The 16834-nt window shown below is 42.1% G+C and carries 14 protein-coding genes; all 14 read right to left on the reverse strand.

Annotation, left to right across the window (positions count from 1 at the left end):
• Nucleotides 1–97: 97 nt before the first annotated feature.
• The 14 genes from G585_RS0112520 to G585_RS0112585 all read right to left on the reverse strand — a co-directional run bounded on the left by G585_RS0112520 (nt 98) and on the right by G585_RS0112585 (nt 16650).
• Nucleotides 98–484, reverse strand: a complete 387-nt coding sequence (locus tag G585_RS0112520) for a hypothetical protein (RefSeq protein WP_022775426.1) — start codon at nt 482–484, stop codon at nt 98–100.
• Between the two features lie 22 nt (nt 485–506).
• Nucleotides 507–1331 (reverse strand): flagellar hook-basal body protein, encoded by an 825-nt coding sequence (locus G585_RS0112525; RefSeq protein ID WP_022775427.1) that lies wholly within the window; start codon nt 1329–1331, stop codon nt 507–509.
• Between the two features lie 117 nt (nt 1332–1448).
• Complete coding sequence (locus G585_RS0112530) at nt 1449–2279, reverse strand: flagellar hook-basal body protein (protein ID WP_022775429.1); 831 nt, start codon at nt 2277–2279, stop codon at nt 1449–1451.
• Between the two features lie 62 nt (nt 2280–2341).
• Nucleotides 2342–3334: a rod shape-determining protein gene (locus tag G585_RS0112535; protein WP_022775430.1), complete on the reverse strand. Its 993-nt coding sequence runs from the start codon at nt 3332–3334 to the stop codon at nt 2342–2344.
• 831 nt (nt 3335–4165) lie between these two features.
• Nucleotides 4166–7042, reverse strand: coding sequence for an excinuclease ABC subunit UvrA (uvrA, locus tag G585_RS0112540; RefSeq protein WP_051142994.1), 2877 nt, complete (start codon nt 7040–7042; stop codon nt 4166–4168).
• Nucleotides 7043–7089: 47 nt separating this feature from the next.
• Nucleotides 7090–9084: an excinuclease ABC subunit UvrB gene (gene uvrB, locus G585_RS0112545; RefSeq protein ID WP_022775433.1), complete on the reverse strand. Its 1995-nt coding sequence runs from the start codon at nt 9082–9084 to the stop codon at nt 7090–7092.
• A gap of 96 nt (nt 9085–9180) precedes the next feature.
• Entirely contained in the window at nt 9181–9423 is a 243-nt protein-coding gene (locus tag G585_RS0112550) for a hypothetical protein (protein WP_022775435.1), read from the reverse strand.
• Entirely contained in the window at nt 9420–10430 is a 1011-nt protein-coding gene (locus G585_RS19065) for a serine/threonine protein kinase (RefSeq protein ID WP_022775436.1), read from the reverse strand. Before G585_RS19065 ends, G585_RS0112550 begins: the two co-directional genes overlap by 4 nt.
• A gap of 2 nt (nt 10431–10432) precedes the next feature.
• A complete protein-coding gene (locus G585_RS0112560) occupies nt 10433–11215 on the reverse strand; it encodes a PP2C family protein-serine/threonine phosphatase (RefSeq protein WP_022775437.1) in 783 nt (260 codons plus the stop codon).
• A 136-nt stretch (nt 11216–11351) separates the two neighbouring features.
• Nucleotides 11352–12620 (reverse strand): S41 family peptidase, encoded by a 1269-nt coding sequence (locus G585_RS18075; RefSeq protein ID WP_022775439.1) that lies wholly within the window; start codon nt 12618–12620, stop codon nt 11352–11354.
• A gap of 24 nt (nt 12621–12644) precedes the next feature.
• A complete protein-coding gene (locus tag G585_RS0112570) occupies nt 12645–13868 on the reverse strand; it encodes a murein hydrolase activator EnvC family protein (protein WP_081644835.1) in 1224 nt (407 codons plus the stop codon).
• A 23-nt stretch (nt 13869–13891) separates the two neighbouring features.
• Nucleotides 13892–14788, reverse strand: coding sequence for a permease-like cell division protein FtsX (ftsX, locus tag G585_RS0112575; RefSeq protein WP_022775442.1), 897 nt, complete (start codon nt 14786–14788; stop codon nt 13892–13894).
• Nucleotides 14778–15518 carry a cell division ATP-binding protein FtsE gene (gene ftsE, locus G585_RS0112580; RefSeq protein WP_022775443.1) on the reverse strand — a complete coding sequence of 247 codons (741 nt, stop codon included), beginning with the start codon at nt 15516–15518 and terminating at the stop codon, nt 14778–14780. Before ftsE ends, ftsX begins: the two co-directional genes overlap by 11 nt.
• A 49-nt stretch (nt 15519–15567) precedes the next feature.
• Nucleotides 15568–16650 (reverse strand): PucR family transcriptional regulator, encoded by a 1083-nt coding sequence (locus G585_RS0112585; RefSeq protein WP_022775444.1) that lies wholly within the window; start codon nt 16648–16650, stop codon nt 15568–15570.
• Nucleotides 16651–16834 lie beyond the last annotated feature (184 nt).

Consider the following 16834-nt stretch of genomic DNA (forward strand, 5'->3'; position numbering starts at 1 on the left):
TTTTATGTCCAATTTATCACATTGAAAAATATCAGAGTGAACAGAGCTATGCCTGCACTTTCAGCTCGGCTGCGTCCGTTTACAATACAGTATACTTTTATGTGGAAGGAGCTTCGGGAATGTCATAGTTTCGTTTTAAGTTTTCGTAGAGCATCTGCGCAAAGCCATTGCTCTGAGTATCCACCGATGTTGAGCATATTTCCTGAAGGGTCTGATCTTTGAAAAAATCCACCAAAGTCGATGTGGCATTGTCCTCAGTTTCAGGTTTAAGAGCATCTACAGACTTCTGCATTTCTTTGAACATCTGCTCAAGGAAATAGGCTTCAAAACTTTTACAGGCTTCCATAAGTTCATCATCAGTAGAAGTTTTGGAGGTATTTTGAAGCTTATTCTGAAGTGCTATTGTGCTGGCATTCTTACTTTCCTGCATGGCATAATCTGTAAGCGCCGTTGCATTTAATCCTTTGATATCAAGTCCCGCCATAGTCTCCCCTTATCTCACCTTATTATCTCTTAAGTGAATTTGCAGTCTGCATCATCTCATCAGTTGTCTGGATCGCAGTTGAGTTCATTTCATATGCACGCTGGGCAACAATAAGATTTACCATCTCTGTAGCTACATTTACGTTTGATCCTTCAAGATATCCCTGAACGATTTCACTTTTCTTTATATTATCCGCATCATTTTCAAGAATAGGCTCGCCGCTGGCTGCTGTCTGTATCCAGGCTGCGCTTCCTACCCTTTCAAGACCTTCTCTGTTAGAAAACTGCCACAATCCGATCTGAAGTCCCATATCTGTTGGAACACCCTGATCATCCGGGTAATAGATCTTGCCATCACTGCTGATTGTGATCCTGCTTGCTATGGCCCCGTCGAGAGTAATAGCGGCTCCATCTATATCAAGAACAGGGTTTCCTTCTGCTGTGGTGAGTTCAAGAGTCGTTCCGCCTTCTTCAGCAAGAGCCCATACGAAATTTCCGTTTCTTGTATAGTTGATGGTTTCACCATCAGCTGCCATATATCCAAAGAAACCATCACCACTTATAGCAAGTGCCGCTGGATTGTCACTACTTTGAAATGAACCCTGGGAAAAGAACTGATTAATTGTTGAAGTACGCACACCAAGTCCTACCTGTGAATTGGTAGGCTTTGGATTGCCGTTTGAAGTGGTTGTAACAGTCTGTAATTCCTGGTACAAAAGAGATTTAAACTGCGCTCCCTGAGCCTTATAACCAACTGTATTAACGTTCGCAAGATTGTTAGATATGGTATCTACGTTTGTCTGCTGAGCGTTCATTCCAGTTGCTGCTGACCATAGACTTCTTACCATAAGCCACCTCCGATTTAGATAAATGTGTACATCACCGTCATCCGTGACTGGTAATATCATCTTCTATTTTCTTATCGGCTCATTCCTAAAAATAATTTATAAAAATACTATAAATTTTTAGGACAGACGTCCAAGCTGGTTAGCTGCGATATCGAGAGTGCCATCAATAGTGGTTATCATTCGCTGATTAGTATCATAATTTCTCTGGACAGCAATCATATTAACCATTTCATCTACTACAGATACATTGGACTGCTCTAAAAAGCCAGCATAAATCGATGCAGTAGAGTCAATCTGAGTTGCTTCGTCGGTAGGAATAAACAGATTTTCACCGTAATGCTCCAATGTATTGTAGGTTATTCTTCCATCAGGATAGGTTACCTTTTCAAAATCAAATCTTCCTACTGTTGCAACAACTTCACCATCCTGAATAATCTCGCCCAATGTGTTTATCTCCACAGGAAGTGCCGGATCAATCTCGATATGTTCCCCATCCTGTGACAAAACAAAGTCTCCGTCCTGGGTTACCAAAACGCCTTCATTTGTAAGCGTAAAGTTTCCGTCTCTTGTGTACATGATATCGGTCTGACCTGCTATTTCTCTTTCGATGTTTACAGCTTTGTTGGTATACTCGATTCCAAAAAAGCCATAGCCGCCAAGAGCCAGATCAAAGGTGTTGCCTGTTTCTTTCATAGGTCCTTCCGACCAGTCCACGTACCCTTCGCCGATCTTTACACCGGGATTAATAATGCCCAGTCCACGGGCAGTGAACGGGGCATCAGTGTAGTCTTTAATTTTAAGCGCAAGCTGATCAGAAAAAGCCTGTGCAGTAGCGCCTTCTTTTTTATAACCGTTTGTATTGGCATTAGCAAGATTGTTGGTGAGCACGTCCATTCTGTGTTGCTCGTTGATCATTCCTGTGTAAGCAGTGTAAAGACCTTTTACCATACAATATTCCTCATGCCATCCTGGCTTTACAACTGTTCAGTCCATGAACAGTGGGGTGGACCTTAGTCCTGACGATAACCTGCAAGGAACTCTACATATCTTCCTGTTCCGATAGCAACTGCAGTCATAGGATCCTCAGCTGTCATAGTGTTGATACCAGTCTTAGAATAGATGAGATCTTCAAGTCCGCGAAGAAGTGCTCCGCCACCTGTAAGGACAATTCCTCTGTCTGCAATATCTGCAGCAAGTTCAGGAGGAGTATTCTCCAAAACGCTGTGAATAGCCTCAATGATCTGTGATGTAGGTTCACGAAGAGCCTCCTCTGTTTCCTCAGAAGATACTCTTACAGTCTTAGGAAGACCTGTTACGAGGTTTCTTCCTCTTACATCAAGATAGTCGTTCTCAGCTCTTGGATATGCTGAACCGATCTTGATCTTTATATCTTCAGCTGTTCTGTCACCGATAAGAAGATTGTGTTTCTTTCTCATGTAACGAACAAGTGCTTCATCGAAGTCATCTCCGGCAACCTTAACAGATGTGCTTACAACTGTTCCGCCAAGTGAGATAACTGCTATATCTGATGTACCACCGCCTATATCAACGATCATGTTTCCACATGGCTTTGTGATGTCGATACCTGCTCCAATAGCAGCAGCGATAGGCTCTTCAATAGTCTTAACATCTCTTGCTCCGCAAAGTCTTGTTGCATCCTCTACGGCTTTTTTCTCAACTTCTGTAGCTCCACTTGGAACGCAAACTGCGATGAATGGTTTTCTGTGTATTCTACGTCCAATAGCCTTCTTGATGAAATATCTCATCATCTGTTCTGTAATCTTGTAGTTAGAAATAACACCCTGACGAAGAGGACGAACAGCTACGATGTTACCAGGTGTACGACCAAGCATAAGTCTTGCATCCTCACCAATAGCCTTAATCTCCTCTGTATCTCTGTCATAAGCTACAACTGAAGGCTCTTTCAAAACAACGCCCTTTCCTCTGATATAAACAAGGACTGACGCTGTACCTAAATCAATTCCAATATCTGCATACTGCATATTACAATGCCCCTTTCAAAAACAACCAGCATATATCTAAGCGCATAAAAGCGGATAATACTTTAGCCTATAATATCATTACGATTATAAACCAAATAAAAAATATTGAAAAGGGGATATCCATCTTTTATATATATCGGATATCCCACCCCAAATCTTTACAAAAATCTGCTTTAAATTCTTAACGTCGCCAACAGAAGCTCCCGCCTAGGGGCGCCTGCGCACAGATAGCCATTTGCGTGACATTTCGAGTTTATAAGTTCATGGCAATAAATTTTCACTTTGGAATTCCTTGGATCAAACTCACCGCTGGCTACCGGCACTTTTGAGCAGATGGGCTCCATTTTTCTCTGTCGCAAGAAAACGCCATTTTTCCTGTGCTCAGAGGCACCTTTGATCCGCGCATGCGAAAGCAGATGTTTGAGCAGGGCGTATAGATATGAATGACGTGGTCATAGCCCGCTGAAGCGGGCAACAAGGCAAAAATAAAGAATCATCTCTCAAACTCATGAGTTTGGAGAGTGATTCTTTTTTATGCCTTAGGTGCGCACGCACCGTAGACCACGTTATTCATATTAGCCCTGCGAGTTTTTGCTGTAGCATGCGCATTAAAGAAAAAGGTGCCTGAGCACTTGGAAAAAGTTTCGTTTTCTTGTCAGAGAAAAATGAAGCCCACTGCTCATAAAAGTGCCTGGTGCCAGTGGCTCAGACATGTGATCCAAAAGCGGAATTCCAAAGTGAAAATTTGAATGCTCATGAACTTTTCTAAACTCTCTTAGACACGCAAATGGCTATCTGTGCGCAGGTGCCCCTAGGCGGGAACTTCTTTGCCTATTTAAGCATTTTTTTGATATATGCTCCGGTGTAGGATTTCTTGCACTTGGCAACTTCTTCTGGGGTTCCCTTGGCAACGACTGTTCCACCCTTAGAACCGCCTTCAGGTCCCATGTCGATGATGTAATCGCCGGTCTTGATAACATCAAGGTTGTGTTCGATTACTACAACTGTATTTCCCTGCTCAACCAGCTCATGCATAATTTTTACGAGCTTTTGAACATCTGCAAAGTGAAGACCGGTTGTAGGTTCATCGAGAATGTAAACAGTCTTTCCTGTTCCGACTTTGCTGAGCTCTGTGGCAAGTTTTATTCTCTGGGCTTCACCACCTGAAAGCTCGGTACTTGGCTGGCCAAGTTTAACATATCCAAGTCCTACATCATAGAGAGTCTGGATTTTTCTCTTTATAGTTTTTACATTTTCAAAGAATACAAGGGCCTCTTCTACAGTCATGTTAAGAACGTCGTAGATACTCTTTCCTTTGTACTTAACTTCAAGAGTCTCGTGATTGTATCTCTTACCGCCGCAGACTTCACAAGGTACATAAACATCAGGAAGAAAGTGCATCTCAATCTTGATGATTCCATCACCGCCACAGGCTTCGCAGCGTCCGCCCTTGACATTGAATGAGAATCTGCCTTTCTGATAGCCCCTTGCCTTAGCATCAGGAGTTCCGGCAAAAAGATCTCTGATCATATCAAATACACCCGTGTAGGTTGCAGGGTTAGACCTTGGAGTTCTGCCGATAGGAGACTGGTCAATGGCAATGACCTTATCCACCTGCTCAAGGCCCTCAATGCCTTTATGCTTGCCCGGAATGACTCTTGCTCTGTTGAGGTCTCTTGCCAGATGTTTGTACAGTATCTCATTGACAAAAGAGCTCTTGCCTGAACCTGATACACCTGTAACTATTGTAAGTACGCCAAGTGGTACATCTATGTCGATGTTCCTTAAGTTGTTCTCCTGCGCTCCCAAAACCTTAAGCCAGCCCTTAGGCTCTCTTCTGGTCTTTGGAACTTCTATCTTAAGTTTTCCTGACAGGTACTGTCCTGTAATGGATTCCTTGACCTGCATGATCTCTTCTGCAGTTCCGCAGGCAACTATTTTTCCACCTTTTGAGCCGGCTCCCGGTCCTACATCCACAATATAGTCCGCAGCTCTCATGGTATCTTCATCATGCTCTACAACAATAAGTGTATTACCAAGGTCTCGCAGGTTCTTAAGTGTATTAAGAAGCTTGTCATTATCCCTCTGGTGAAGTCCGATACTTGGCTCATCAAGGATATAGCAAACTCCGCAAAGTCCTGATCCAATCTGTGTTGCAAGCCTTATTCGCTGTGCCTCACCTCCGGAAAGAGTTCCTGTAGCTCTTGATAGTGACAGATAATCAAGTCCTACATCCACAAGGAACCCTACTCTTGCTCTTATCTCTTTAAGGAGCTGTGCTCCGACCATTTCCTGATAACTTGAAAGCTTAAGCTGCTCGAGGTATTTCTGAAGATCATCTATGGACATTGAAGTTATCTCATAGATATTTTTATCATCAATTGTGACTGCAAGAGACTCTTTTTTAAGCCTCTGTCCGCCGCAGAGCTGACATGGAGTGATTCTCATATACTCCTCATACTCAGCTTTTGCTGATTCTGAGAAAGTCTCTCTATATCTCTGCTCAACGTTCTTTATAAGACCATCAAAAAGAATAGGATAATCGCCCTCTCCTCTTGATCCCTTGTAGTGGACATTTACAGTCTTGTCTGCTCCGTAAACCAGCATATGTCTTACTTTCTCAGGAAGATCCTGGAAAGGAGTATCCATGCTGAACTTATAAGCCTTTGCAAGAGCCTTAAGTGTGGCATTAGAGAAGCTTCCTTCTTTATTGGATGACTGCCATCCCATTACGACGATACATCCATCATTCAAAGAAAGAGACTTATCAGGGATCATAAGATCCTCATCAAACTCCATCTTATAGCCAAGGCCTGCGCAGTCAGGACATGCACCGAAAGGATTGTTAAAGGAAAAGCTTCTGGGCTCGATCTCAGATATACTGATACCACAGTCAGGGCATGCAAAGTTCTGACTAAAGCTGAGTTCCTCTCCGTCAATTACATCAACAAGCAAAAGCCCTTCAGCAAGTCCCAGAGCATTCTCAACAGAGTCTGTAAGTCGTCTTCTGAGGTTCTCATTGTCATCTCTTACTACAATTCTGTCGACAATGATCTCAATGTTATGCTTGATATTCTTATCCAGCTTTATCTCTTCCTCTGCAATCTCGTACTGGCTTCCGTCAATCCTTGCACGGACATAACCTGCACGAACAGCTCTCTCCAGCGTTTTGGCATGCTCACCCTTTTTTCCTCTTACAACAGGAGCAAGGATCTGAAGCTTAGTGCCATCCCCAAGAGCCATGATCTGATTGCAAATTTCATCCACAGTCTGCCTTCTGATCTCACGACCGCAGTTAGGGCAGTGAGGTATACCAATCCTTGCGTAAAGCATTCTGAAATGATCGTAGATCTCTGTAACTGTTCCAACAGTAGACCTGGGGTTTTTGTTAGTTGATTTCTGGTCAATGGAAATAGTGGGAGAAAGACCTTCTATTCTCTCAACGTTGGGCTTGTCCATCTGACCAAGGAACATTCTGGCATAGGATGATAAGGACTCCATATACCTGCGCTGTCCCTCTGCAAAAATAGTGTCAAAAGCAAGAGAAGACTTACCTGAACCTGAAAGTCCTGTGAACACTGTAAGAGTATCTCTCGGAATCTTAACATTAACGTGTTTAAGATTGTGTTCTGCCGCCCCTCTCACTCTGATGTAATCATGAATATCAGTGGGAAGGATTCTCTTGGTTGTAGTATTCTTTTTTGTCATTCTGTTTTCAGACATATATACATCTCCACTAAAACAAATCTCACCAGTTATTTACCTTCGGTAAGATCATTAAGAACTTTCTTAAGTTCGATCATCTTGTCACGCAGCATAGCGGCATTTTCGAAATCCAACTCTGCAGCAGCTTTTTTCATCTTCTTCTGAACCTGTCCAATGAGCTTTTCCAGTTCTTCCTGGTTCATTGACTCCGGCTCTTTTTCAAACTTAACTTCTTCCTTGGCAATAGCCTTGGTAACAGCGATAAGGTCTCTTACTGCCTTCTTGATGGTCTGAGGGGTTATGCCGTGCTCCTCATTGTATTTCTCCTGAATAGCACGCCTTCTCTTGGTTTCTTCAATAGCCTTCTTCATGGAATCTGTCATGTTATCGGCATACATGATAACGTGGCCTTCTGAATTTCGGGCCGCTCTTCCTATAGTCTGAATGAGCGAAGTCTCCGAACGAAGGAATCCCTCTTTATCAGCATCGATTATGGCTACAAGAGAAATCTCCGGGATATCAAGTCCCTCTCGTAAGAGGTTGATACCTACAAGAACATCAAAAACATCAAGTCTCATATCCCTGATGATCTCTGCTCTCTCTAAAGTATCAATATCAGAGTGAAGGTATTTAACCCTGATACCTGCCTCAGCAAGATATTCTGTAAGGTCCTCTGCCATGCGCTTTGTAAGGGTTGTAACGAGCACCTTATTCTTTTTATCTATTTCTTTTCTGATCTCAGAAATAAGATCATCTATCTGTCCCTCAACAGGTCTGACTGAAATCTCAGGATCAAGAAGTCCTGTGGGCCTTATTACCTGCTCTGTGCGGAGAAGTTCATGTTCCTCTTCATATTTACCGGGTGTAGCTGAGCAAAAAAGCATCTGGTCAATATGAGATTCAAACTCCTCAAAGTTAAGAGGTCTGTTATCAAGTGCAGATGGCAGCCTAAAGCCATAGTCCACAAGAGTCAGCTTCCTGCTCCTGTCTCCGTGATACATGGCTCCAACCTGCGGGATAGTCATATGTGACTCATCCACTATTATCAAAAAATCTCTGTCAAAGAAGTCAAGGAGTGTGAGTGGCGGTTCTCCCGGTGCCATGAAGTTGAGGTGCCTTGAATAGTTCTCAATTCCTGAACAGAAGCCTGTTTCTCTCATCATCTCCACATCAAAGTTTGTACGCTCTGAGATTCTCTGGGCTTCAATGAGCCTGTCCTCTCCCTTGAAAAACTTCACCTGTTCCTCAAGCTCTTTTTCTATGTTGTCGCAGGCCTTATTGATCTTCTCCTGAGGCACAACATAATGGGAAGCCGGATAGATCATCACGTGAGTAAGCTCACTTCTAACCTTGGCAGTCACCGGTTCAACCTCAGTGATCCTGTCTATCTCATCGCCAAAGAACTCTACTCTAATAAGATAGTCATCGGCATTGGCAGGGAATATCTCGACTGTATCTCCCCTGACTCTGAAATTACACCTTCCAAGTTCCATGTCATTTCTGGTGTACTGAATAGCCACCAGGTCTTTTATGATGTCATCTCTGTCCTTCTGCATTCCGGGACGAAGTGATATAGACATGCCCTTGAACTCTTCCGGGCTACCAAGACCATAGATACAGGACACGCTGGCAACCACTATTACATCCTTGCGCTCTGCAAGAGAGGCTGTTGCTGAAAGCCTGAGCTTATCTATCTCATCATTGATGGCTGAGTCCTTGGCTATGTAAGTATCTGTCTGTGGAACATATGCCTCGGGCTGATAATAGTCGTAGTAAGAAACAAAGTACTCTACTGCATTCTCTGGAAAGAATTCCTTCATCTCGCCATAGAGCTGGCCTGCCAGAGTCTTGTTGTGACTGATGATAAGAGTTGGCTTATTTAAAGCCGCAATAACATTAGCCATGGTAAAAGTCTTACCAGAGCCTGTTACTCCAAGAAGTGTCTCGAACTGGTTGCCTTGTTTAAAGCCATCCACTAAAGCCTTAATAGCCTGTGGCTGATCGCCTGTGGGCTCGTATGGAGCCACTAACTTAAAATCGCCCATATTTTTCTCCAAAACAATTAAAGCGATACATCTGCTACTTCATGTATTGGAAGTATAGCACAAGCAATTAACTAATGCAAACATTTGTTCTTTGGTCTAGAGATTAAAGGAATCGTAGGTATATACCATGTCCTGCTCGATCACAAAATCGTCCATTGTGTTCCTTGAAAAGTCACCGCTGACCTCTAAAAGGTTGGTGGTACACATTGCTGCCGTGGCTTCTCCCTCGATTTCAAGATCGGCATTCCTCTCCCCAAGACCTGTCAGGATTCCGCCCACACCCAGAATGACAACCAGTGCACCAAGCACCACAAAAAATGTATATAAAAAAATGATCATATATCCTCCTCTTTTATCAAAGTATCTGCAATATCAGCTATTCTTTGCCTGGCAATGGACAATCTGTATCTGATTGCCGGGATTCTCACTTCCATATCGTCTTTGATCACCTGAACAGCTTTTTCTTCATGCATGGCTCCAAAAGTGATAGCAGCTGATGTCAAAAGAGCTGTCACAACAACCAAGGCCACTTTTAAAAGCCTTATGGTGCTTGTTTTTAAAGGTATTATCTTTATACTTTTTTCTACTTCTTTTAAGCTTTTAAAGCGGTTATCTCTGCCAGCCTTTATGCACCTTTCGATAACTGCCAGCATCTGTGGCGATACGTTTTTCAGAGCGCCGCTTCTTGCCATACTCAGCGCATCAGAATCCTTGGCATTTATCCCTGTCAAAAGAGAAAGGACAGTCATTCCAAGGCAGTATATATCAGTCTGTTCATCACTCTGTCCAAGGCTCCCATACTGCTCCGGCGCCGCATAGCCTATAGTTCCCAGATTTACTGTATCATCTGTCTCTTTTTCTCTTTTGTAGAGTCTAGCCGCACCAAAGTCGATAAGACAGGCCTTCCCGTCGCTGTTTACTATGATGTTTGCGGGCTTTAGATCTCTATAGACGATAGGAGTATCGCTTTCATGAAGCGCCCTTAATATAGTCAAAAGATCTTTTGCGATCCTTATTACCTGTTTTTCCTTAAGTCTTCTTTTCTTCTTAAGAATCTCTAAAAGGTTCTGTCCCGGCACATAACTGACCGCAATATAATCTTTTCCCAAAGCCACAAAGCAGGGAATTCTTCCTGTCTTTACAAGTTCTTTGTAATTTCTTTTATCAAATTCTTTAAGGATTGCCGCTTCCACGGCAAAGGGTCCCGGCTCGCCATTCTCGCCAGAAACCGGAACTTTCTTTACAAACTTTAAAGTCACAAGTTTTCCTGTTTTTTTGTCTCGTGCAAGAAAAGCCTCGCTGTTTCCGCCCTGCCCAAGCTTTTTTAGTATCTTGAATCTCTCCATTTTTAATACTCCAGACACATGGCGGCCACAGTGATATTATCCTGTTCCTTGCGATCTATTGCTGTCATGGTCAGTTTTTTACATTCCTCCAGCATATCCTCAGAAGTCACGCACATCTGAGGACACAGGGCTCTAAACAGTTCTTTTTCCGATATGGTCTTCCAAAGACCATCACTGCAGGCGACAACTGTTGTGCTCATCCGTATGTCTCCCCTTATTATCTGAGGCTGCGGAACGCTCCCATGTCCAAGGCACTGCAAGAGAACATTTCTTTCCTGGCTGTTTTGCACTTCATCTTCCAGCATGACCCCGCTGTCAATCTTACTCTGGACAAGGCTCTGGTCATGGGTTATCTTTTGCACGTCTTTTCTGCTCACCAGATATATTCTCGAGTCCCCTACATTCATGAGCATGTATTTTCTTCCAATCTGCAAAAGAGCTGTCAAAGTAGTTCCTAGCCTGATTCCCCTGTGTTTGCCATAACGCCTTATATCTCTGTTTATGTCTGCAAGAAGCCTTCTCCAGGATATTTCAATAACGTCCCATATTTTATCTTCGTCTATTCCCAGCATCAAAGACAACTCTTCATGGAACCAGTTTTCCAGTGTTCTTATGGCTTTACAGCTGGCCACTTCTCCTTTTGAGAGTCCTCCCATACCATCGCAGACAGCAACAAAAGATATTCTTCCCATTTTTCCTGCACTGGCTACCTTGATAAGAGACGAGTCCTGATTTACAGCGCGTTTCTTACCGGCATCAGTGTAAATGCACGCTTTTACTTTCATGATATTCCTTTCAAAAAACACAACAAACTAACTTTCTAATATTGGAAAAAGCGCTCGAATGAGCAATTAAACCAAAAAGAAAAACTGTGCTAAGACGTAGCACAGTTTTGCATAATACTATTATTTTCTTTTATTGTCAACCTGCTTTTTCTTCCAGGTCCTCGATAGCATCTTTTAATACTTCTACAGCTTTATCAAGCTGATTGTCTGTCTTGTCCTCGGCATAGGCATCAGCGTCAAACTCAATCTCTACATCAGGATCAATTCCCACTCCGTGGATATCGTTGCCATTTGGTGTGTAGTAATTGCTGACTGTAAGTTTAATAGCTGTGCCGTCCTTTAGATCAAAGATTCTCTGAACAATTCCCTTGCCGTAAGTAGTTGTTCCAACAAGTGTTCCGATGCCGTAATCCTTGATGGCGCCTGAAAGGATTTCTGAAGCGCTGGCTGAATACTTGTTAACAAGTACTACTACAGGAATGTCAATCTCATGGGTTCCGTCGCAGGTGTAGTCCTCTCTGTTTCCATCTCTGTCAACAGTATAAACAATAGTTCCCTTAGGTAAGAGCTGCCTTGCGATATCGCAAACTGCTGTGAGGCTTCCGCCGGGATTACTTCTAAGGTCAATGATAAGTCCCTTTATATCATTTGCTCTAAGTTCTGCCATACCTTCAGTAAACTGATCTGGAGTAACTTCATCAAACTCTGTGATCTGAAGGTATCCAACGCCGTCATCCATAACCTTGGTCGTTACTGTAGGAACTGAAACCTGAGCACGCATAACATCGACTTCGATCTCATCAAGATCAGATCCTCTAAGGATTGTCAGATGAACTGTGGTGCCCTCTTCACCCTTAATAAGTGATACTACTTCACTCAGTTCAAGTCCCTGCGTGCTTTGTTTATCTACTTCATAGATAATATCATCTGTCTGGAGTTTGGCCTCCTCAGCAGGAGTTCCCTCTATAACTCCAGAAATACGAGGAAGTGATGTTGTCTGATCCATGCTCACATAAGCGCCTATACCATAGTAGATACCTGCTGTATCATTCATAAGCTCTGTGAGCTCTTCCTCTGTGTAGTAAACAGAATAAGGATCGTCAAGTGAATCCATAAGTCCTTTATAGAGTCCGTTGGCCTTTGCTTCGCTAGAAACATCAGTTTTATAAAAGTTTGAATCAATAACAGACTCTATTTTATTTATTTTGGTAAGTGTCTCATCGTTTAAAACTGAATTCCCGCTGCCTGTCTGTACACTTGCTGAATTAAAGGTGAACAAATATCCCATTCCAACAGCTGCGCTTATAAACAGTGCAACAAAGCATCCAACTAATATACCGCTGATAAATCTTCTGTTTAATTTTCCTCGATACTGCTGTTCATCGAACTCTGTCTGATAATCCATCTTTCTCCTATCCCCGGGAGACTTTTATTTCAGGTAATTCCAAGGACTGACGTAAGCTCCATTTAATCGAACACCAAAATGCAAATGATTACCTGTTGATCTTCCGGTGGATCCTACTGCTGCAATTTTGGTTCCCGCAGTAACATCCGTACCTTTCGAGACATACAACTTCGAACAATGCATATAAATGGTATATAGGCCGCCACCATGGTTTATCATGATGTAATTACCCATGGAGGAATTGTAATCAGCAGCTACTACTGTTCCGTTGTAAGCAGCAAGTATTGCTGATCCTGCCGGTGCAGCAAGGTCTATACCGTTGTGCATTTTTTCTACCCCAAGAGTCGGGTGCATTCTCATACCAAAATTATCAGAAATTCTGGTATAGCTTGGACATGGCCATGTAAATACACCACCGTCATACATATATCTGCTGTAAAGAGCTGCTTTATCAGCAGCAACTTCTTTTTCCAACGCTGCAATCGTTGCATTTTCGGCCTTGATCTCAGCCTCATATTCAGCAATCGCTGCTTCTTTATTGGAAATATCAGCCTTAACTGCGGAAAGCTCACTGCTCTTTGTAGAAAGAAGAGACTGGAGATTTGCTTCTTCCTGCTCTTTTTCCTCCATTGCAAGATCGAGAGTAGCCTTTTCTTCTTCAAGGGCCTGTTTTGTGACAGTAATAAGCTGAGTAGTAGCAATATACTCGTTCAACTTTTTCCTGTCATAGGATGAAAGCATCTCAATGTACTCAGCCTTATTGAGCATATCTCCAAAGCTTCCGGATTCAACCAAAAGCTCCATGTACATAGTGTCTCCACGCTCGTACATGAACTTGATACGCTTTTTCATAGCCTCATACTGTTCCTGCTGAATTCTTTCAGCTTCCTCAAGCTCTCTTGTGGTCTCTTCTATCTCAGCTTCCTTCTCAGTGATCTGATCAGTAAGCGCATCTATCTTGGTCTGGATATCAGTAAGTGACGCATCAAGCTCAGTAATATAGGCATTAAGATCGGATTTACTCTTTTCAAGATCTTTTTTTATCTTCTCAAGATTGGTCTTGGCAGTGTTAAGTGAATCGCGCTCTTTTTTGGCCTCACTGATCTGAGCTTCCTTAGCCTTGATACTCTCCTCAGTTACTTCTGCATACGAAGATATGCAGCTACCTGCAAATATAGCAATTGCTGTAGCTGCACATATTAACCCTTTAACTATTCTGTTTTTGTAAGCTTTATTCAATAAACTCAATGTAAAAGGATGTCCTTCTTGTATTATACATGTAGGTGTTTTCTAACAGTTGTGAAACTACCAAAGAAACCAATACCAATTCCGATTGCCAATGCGATTGGTACAAGCTTGTTGTATACCACCTGCACAGGAAGGAAGTTAAGCAATGTAGAAAGCATAGTAAATCTCGATGCTATGTAAGTGATAGCATTGGTATAAACAAAATATATAATAACAAGTGGAATTATTGAACCAATGATTCCGATAATGATACCTTCTACCACGAATGGTGCTCTTACGAAAAAGTCTGTTGCACCGATATACTTCATGATATTGATCTCATCTTTTCTAACTGCAATACCCATGGTAACTGTATTGCTGATAAGGAATATTGATACCAAAAGCAGAATGATGATGATACCTGCTGAGATATATGCGATCAGCACGTTCAAGCCGCTTAAGGTATTGGCTGTAACTTCAGAGCGATTAACCTCTCTTACTACGTCGATAGACTCGATATAAGTTACAAGCGCTCCCTGCAAAGATACATCATTAAGGTATATCTGAAGGTTCGCTGAATCTGCCAGAGGGTTCTCTGTAAATCCATCTGCGTATTCGCCAAGGTAGTCCTCTTTGAACTCTTCCCAGGCATCATCTGCAGATACATAAACAATCTCCCTAACTTCAGGTCTCTGTTCAAGATCAGTCTTTACTGCAAGGATCTGTTCCTCTGTTGTTCCCTCATTAAAGAAAACTGTTACAGAAACGCCTTCTTCGGCTGTCTTTACTACGTTTTCAAAGTTAGTGATTATAGAATAAAAAAGTCCGAACAAAAACAGGCAGGCACTGATGGTCGCAATAGAAGCAAGCGTATACCACTTGTTTCTGCCTAGATTTTTAAAACCCTGTCCGATGGTGTAAAAGAAACTACTAATCCTCATCGATGTACATACCCTCTTCCTCGTCTTCTATAATGACGCCTTTTTTCATGGTTATAACTCGCTTTTTCATGGCGTTGACGATTTCTCTGTTATGTGTGACCACGATAACTGTTGTGCCATTTTCATTGATCTGTTCCATGAGTTTCATTATTTCCCATGAATTGTTAGGATCAAGGTTTCCGGTAGGCTCATCTGCCAAAAGAATCGTAGGCTTATTTACAAGAGCTCTTGCAAGCGCAACTCTCTGCTGCTCACCACCTGACAGCTGATTTATTTTATTTTTGTATTTTCCTGCAAGGTTAACAGTTGCAAGAATCGATGGAACATTTCTTTTGATCTCTCTTGTAGGTGTCTGAACAATTCTCTGAGCAAAAGCAACGTTCTCGTATACATTTCTGTCTTTTAAAAGTCTGAAATCCTGGAATACAATACCAAGATTACGTCTAAACTTAGGAATCTTGCTGTGCTTGATCTTCCTTAGATTATAGCCAAGAACTGTTATTTCACCGTCTGTCGGCACAAGCTCTCTTAAAAGGAGCTTGATAAGGGTAGACTTACCTGAACCGCTGTCGCCAACGATGAATACGAACTCTCCCTTTTTGATGTGAAGTGTGACGCCATTTAAAGCAGGTGCGCCTGTGGAATATGACTTGGTAACATTCTCAAGGGTTATTACCTCATCATCGGGTATCTGCCTGGTGCCCCTTTTTCTTCTATATCCTTTTTCCATAAATTTCTCCTGAAACAAAACTATTTAGATCAAAAATTCACGTTTAGGATCAAGTGAACTTTTCCATGTACTTCATGTATCTTACAACCATAAGCGCAATTTTAAAAGTGATTGCATCGTCAAAAACTCGCAAATCTAACCCTGTACTCTTCTGAAGCTTATCTAGTCGGTACACAAGAGTATTTCTGTGAATAAAGAGCTGTCTTGATGTCTCGGAAACATTAAGGCTATTCTCAAAGAACTTATCAATTGTCGTAAGCGTCTCCTGATCGAAATCATCAGGATTCTTACCACCGAAGATCTCCTTAATGAACATCTTGCAAAGAGGAATAGGAAGCTGATATATAAGTCTTCCAATGCCAAGTTCGCTGTAGCAGATAACCTTTCTCTCATCGAAGAATATCTTGCCTACATCAAGTGCCATCTTGGCTTCCTTATAGGACCTGCTGACTTCCTTGATCTCGCCTACTACTGTACCGTAAGCGATCCTTACGCCTGAAAGGCCTTCTTTTTCAAGACCTGCCTGCATCTCCTCTGCAGCCTTTGCAATCTCTCCCGGCTTATTGATATCTGTAACATCCTTAACGATGATGATATTGTCCTCATCAACCTCTGTTACAAAGTCAGTACCTGTACCAAAGTGAGTCCTTGCAATCTCAAGGGCATTGTTGTCCCTGCCATTGATCGATTCAATGATCATGGCTACTCTCTTGGCATCAGTCTGGATATGGAGCTTTTTAGCTCTACTGTAAATATCAACCAAAAGAAGGTTATCAAGAAGAAGGTTCTTGATAAAGTTATCTTTGTCGAATCTTTCCTTATAAGCCACAAGAAGTGTCTGTATCTGATATGCGATCATCTTGCCAAGCATATAGATATTCTCACCGCTTCCTGTGCAGATAAGAATATACTCTAGACTCTGCTCATCGTATATTTTAAAGAACTGATATCCCTGGATCTCCTGAGAATCAGCCGGAGATTCCACAAAATCCCTTGCAGCAGATGAAACATTGACAATATCACTGCTTGTGGAAGCTACCTCCTTGCCATCAATATCAAGCACAAAAAGATCTACATGCGCTATGTTTTTTAGTCCATCAATGGTATTCTGAAGAATTTGATTAGAAATCATTTCACACTCTTTCTGAAGAGCTTTACTGCTCTACTGAATTATATACATAAGCATTTTAATATAAATGTACAAAAAAATCCACCAATTAATAGTCTTTTTTTGTATATATTTTTAATTTCATAGTCAAAACTCACAAAAACGCCCAAGGGTTTTTGGTATTAACAATTTACGTTAAAGTGCCGAT

The sequence above is a fragment of the Butyrivibrio sp. AE2015 genome, assembly GCF_000420825.1.
In the GTDB taxonomy this organism is placed as follows: domain Bacteria; phylum Bacillota; class Clostridia; order Lachnospirales; family Lachnospiraceae; genus Butyrivibrio.

What these genes read in the sequence shown, in the direction of transcription:
- ftsE (WP_022775443.1), bottom strand. Translation starts at nt 15,518, where the DNA reads ATGGAAAAAGGATATAGAAGAAAAAGGGGCACCAGGCAGATACCCGAT.
- G585_RS0112530 (WP_022775429.1), bottom strand. Translation starts at nt 2,279, where the DNA reads ATGGTAAAAGGTCTTTACACTGCTTACACAGGAATGATCAACGAGCAA.
- G585_RS18075 (WP_022775439.1), bottom strand. Translation starts at nt 12,620, where the DNA reads ATGGATTATCAGACAGAGTTCGATGAACAGCAGTATCGAGGAAAATTA.
- G585_RS19065 (WP_022775436.1), bottom strand. Translation starts at nt 10,430, where the DNA reads ATGGAGAGATTCAAGATACTAAAAAAGCTTGGGCAGGGCGGAAACAGC.
- uvrB (WP_022775433.1), bottom strand. Translation starts at nt 9,084, where the DNA reads ATGGGCGATTTTAAGTTAGTGGCTCCATACGAGCCCACAGGCGATCAG.
- ftsX (WP_022775442.1), bottom strand. Translation starts at nt 14,788, where the DNA reads ATGAGGATTAGTAGTTTCTTTTACACCATCGGACAGGGTTTTAAAAAT.
- G585_RS0112550 (WP_022775435.1), bottom strand. Translation starts at nt 9,423, where the DNA reads ATGATCATTTTTTTATATACATTTTTTGTGGTGCTTGGTGCACTGGTT.
- G585_RS0112560 (WP_022775437.1), bottom strand. Translation starts at nt 11,215, where the DNA reads ATGAAAGTAAAAGCGTGCATTTACACTGATGCCGGTAAGAAACGCGCT.
- G585_RS0112520 (WP_022775426.1), bottom strand. Translation starts at nt 484, where the DNA reads ATGGCGGGACTTGATATCAAAGGATTAAATGCAACGGCGCTTACAGAT.
- G585_RS0112535 (WP_022775430.1), bottom strand. Translation starts at nt 3,334, where the DNA reads ATGCAGTATGCAGATATTGGAATTGATTTAGGTACAGCGTCAGTCCTT.
- G585_RS0112525 (WP_022775427.1), bottom strand. Translation starts at nt 1,331, where the DNA reads ATGGTAAGAAGTCTATGGTCAGCAGCAACTGGAATGAACGCTCAGCAG.
- G585_RS0112585 (WP_022775444.1), bottom strand. Translation starts at nt 16,650, where the DNA reads ATGATTTCTAATCAAATTCTTCAGAATACCATTGATGGACTAAAAAAC.
- uvrA (WP_051142994.1), bottom strand. Translation starts at nt 7,042, where the DNA reads ATGACAAAAAAGAATACTACAACCAAGAGAATCCTTCCCACTGATATT.